General features: G+C 69.6%; 2 protein-coding genes. Both read left to right on the forward strand.

Translation table 11 applies throughout. The features are described from left to right. The coding region (locus BST28156_RS34305; protein ID WP_174904558.1) for an HlyD family secretion protein at nt 1–1,156 on the forward strand (1,156 nt) is incomplete at its 5' end. A gap of 87 nt (nt 1,157–1,243) precedes the next feature. Further along, the gene (locus BST28156_RS34310) at nt 1,244–2,836 is read left to right on the forward strand and encodes a DHA2 family efflux MFS transporter permease subunit (RefSeq protein ID WP_012217924.1); all 1,593 of its coding nucleotides are present in this window, start codon (nt 1,244–1,246) and stop codon (nt 2,834–2,836) included. The last annotated feature ends 117 nt before the right edge of the window (nt 2,837–2,953 follow it).

Genomic DNA, 2,953 nt, shown 5'->3' on the forward strand with positions numbered 1-2,953 from the left:
GCGCGGCGAGCGCGACGCCGACGCACCGGGGGGCGGCGGTGGAGACGGGCATCCGCACGACGATCGCGGCGGCCGCACCGGCAGCGACGGCGACGGCGCGGGCGACGGCGGCGAACGCAAGCGGCCGGGCCGCAAGCCGCTGATCATCCTCGGCGCGATCGCGTTGCTGCTCGTCGTCGGCGGGCTCGTCTGGTGGTTCGCGACACGCAATCAGGAAAGCACCGACGACGCGTACACCGACGGCAACGCCATTGCGGTTGCGCCGCACGTGTCGGGCTACGTGACGCGCCTCGCGGTCGACGACAACGTCTACGTGCATCGCGGCGACGTGCTCGTCGAGATCGATCCGCGCGACTATCGCGCGCAGGTCGACGCGGCGCACGCGCAGCTCGGTCTCGCCGAGGCGCAGCTCGACGCGGCGCGCGTGCAGCTCGACATCGCGCGCGTCCAGTATCCGGCGCAGTACCGGCAGGCGCGCGCGCAGATCGAATCGGCGGAAGCCGCGTACCGGCAGGCGCTGGCCGCGCAGGCGCGGCAGCGCGCGGTCGATGTGCGCGCGACCTCGCAGCAGGCGATCGACGCGGCCGACGCGCAGCGCGCGAGCGCCGACGCGAACGTCGCGATGGCGCAGGCGCAGGCGCGCACCGCGAGCCTCGTGCCGCAGCAGATCCGGCAAGCCGAAACAGTCGTCGAGGAACGCCGTCAGCAGGTCTTGCAGGCACGCGCGCAGCTCGAGCAGGCGGAGCTGAATCTCGCGTACTGCACGATGCGCGCGCCGTCGGACGGCTGGGTCACGCGCCGCAACGTGCAACTCGGTTCGTTCCTGCAGCCCGGTACGTCGATCTTCTCGATCGTGACGCCGCGCGTGTGGATCACCGCGAACTTCAAGGAGTCGCAACTGAAGCGGATGCGCGTCGGCGATCGCGTCGACGTGTCGGTCGACGCGTATCCCGATCTCGATCTGCACGGTCACGTCGACAGCATCCAGCTCGGCAGCGGCTCGCGGTTTTCCGCGTTCCCGGCCGAGAACGCGACCGGCAACTTCGTGAAGATCGTCCAGCGTGTGCCGGTGAAGATCGTGCTCGACGGTCCGCTGCCGCGCAATCCGCCGCTCGGCCTCGGCCTGTCGGTCGAGCCGACCGTCCATCTGAAATGACCGGCCGCCGCCGCATGCGGCGCGCCGCGCACGGAGCGCAACGATGTCCGACCTTCGACTGCCGTTCGTCCGAGCGGCCCTCGGCCGATGAACCGGCCCGCCGATCAGGCGGCGGCGCCCGGCGGCGATTGGCGGCCGGCCGCGAATCCGTGGCTCGTCGCCGTCGTCGTCACGCTCGCCGCCTTCATGGAGGTGCTCGACACGACGATCGTCAACGTCGCGCTGCCGCACATCGCGGGGACGATGTCGGCGAGCTACGACGAGGCCACCTGGACGCTCACGTCGTATCTGGTCGCGAACGGCATCGTGCTGCCGATCTCCGGGTTTCTCGGCCGGCTGCTCGGCCGCAAGCGCTACTTCGTGCTCTGTATCGCCGCGTTCACGGCATGCTCGTTCCTGTGCGGCATCGCGACGAACCTCGGCGAGCTGATCGTGTTCCGCGTGCTGCAGGGCTTGTTCGGCGGCGGGCTGCAGCCGAACCAGCAGTCGATCATCCTCGACACGTTTCCGCCCGAGCAGCGCAACCGCGCGTTCTCGGTGTCGGCGATCGCGATCGTCGTCGCGCCGGTGCTCGGGCCGACGCTCGGCGGCTGGATCACCGATCACTTCTCGTGGCGCTGGGTGTTCCTGCTCAACGTGCCGATCGGCGTGCTGACCGTGCTCGCCGTGATGCAGCTCGTCGAGGATCCGCCGTGGCGGCGCGGAGCGGTGCGCGGGCTGTCGGTCGACTACGTCGGGATCGGCCTGATCGCGATCGGGCTCGGCTGCCTGCAGGTCATGCTCGATCGCGGCGAGGACGAGGACTGGTTCGGCTCGACGTTCATCCGTATTTTCGCGGTACTGTCTGCGCTCGGGCTCGTCGGCGCGACGCTCTGGCTGCTGCGGACGAAGAAGCCCGTCGTCGATCTGTCGTGCCTGCGCGATCGCAACTTCGCGCTCGGCTGCGTGACGATCGCGACGTTCGCGGCCGTGCTGTACGGCAGCGCGGTGATCGTGCCGCAGCTCGCCCAGCAGCATCTCGGCTACACGGCGACGCTCGCCGGTCTCGTGCTGTCGCCGGGCGCGCTCTTGATCACGCTCGAGATTCCGCTCGTGAGCCGGCTGATGCCGCACGTGCAGACGCGCTATCTCGTCGGCTTCGGCTTCGTGCTGCTCGCGTTCGCACTGGCGTATTCGCGCATGCTCGTGCCCGACATCGACTATCGGCATCTGGTGATGATCCGCTGCGCGCAGTCGCTCGCGATCGGCTTCATGTTCGTACCGATCACGACGCTCGCGTATCTGACCGTGCCGCAGCGGCTGAACGACGATGCGTCGGCGTTGTTTACGATGTTCCGCAACGTCGCGGGTTCGATCGGCATCTCGGTGTCGACCGCGCTGATTCGCGAACGCACGCAGGCACGCATGGCGCATCTGTCCGCGCATACGTCGCCGCTGTCGCAGAACTTCCAGGACGCGCTGCATGCGAACGCGCGAGCGATCGCGGAGCTGTCGGGCGGCACGCCGGCGGCCGCGCTGCAGACCGCGAACGGCCGGCTCTACGAGACCTTCGTGTCGCAGGCGACGATCCTCGCGTATATCGACGTATTCGCGCTGCTCGCGGTGTTTTGTGCCGCGTGCATTCCGTTGACATTCCTGTTTTCGCCGGTGAAGGCCGCACGTGCCGGAGGAGGGCATTGACATGACGACGTGCGACGTCGCCCGCCGCAGTCGACGGCCGCGCGCGCTGCGCCGTGCGACGGCCGTGGCTGTCGCGGCCGCCGCGCTGGCCGCCGGCACGCTGCTGGGCGCGTGCAC

The organism is Burkholderia pseudomultivorans, from assembly GCF_902499075.1.
Taxonomy (GTDB): Bacteria; Pseudomonadota; Gammaproteobacteria; order Burkholderiales; family Burkholderiaceae; genus Burkholderia; species Burkholderia pseudomultivorans.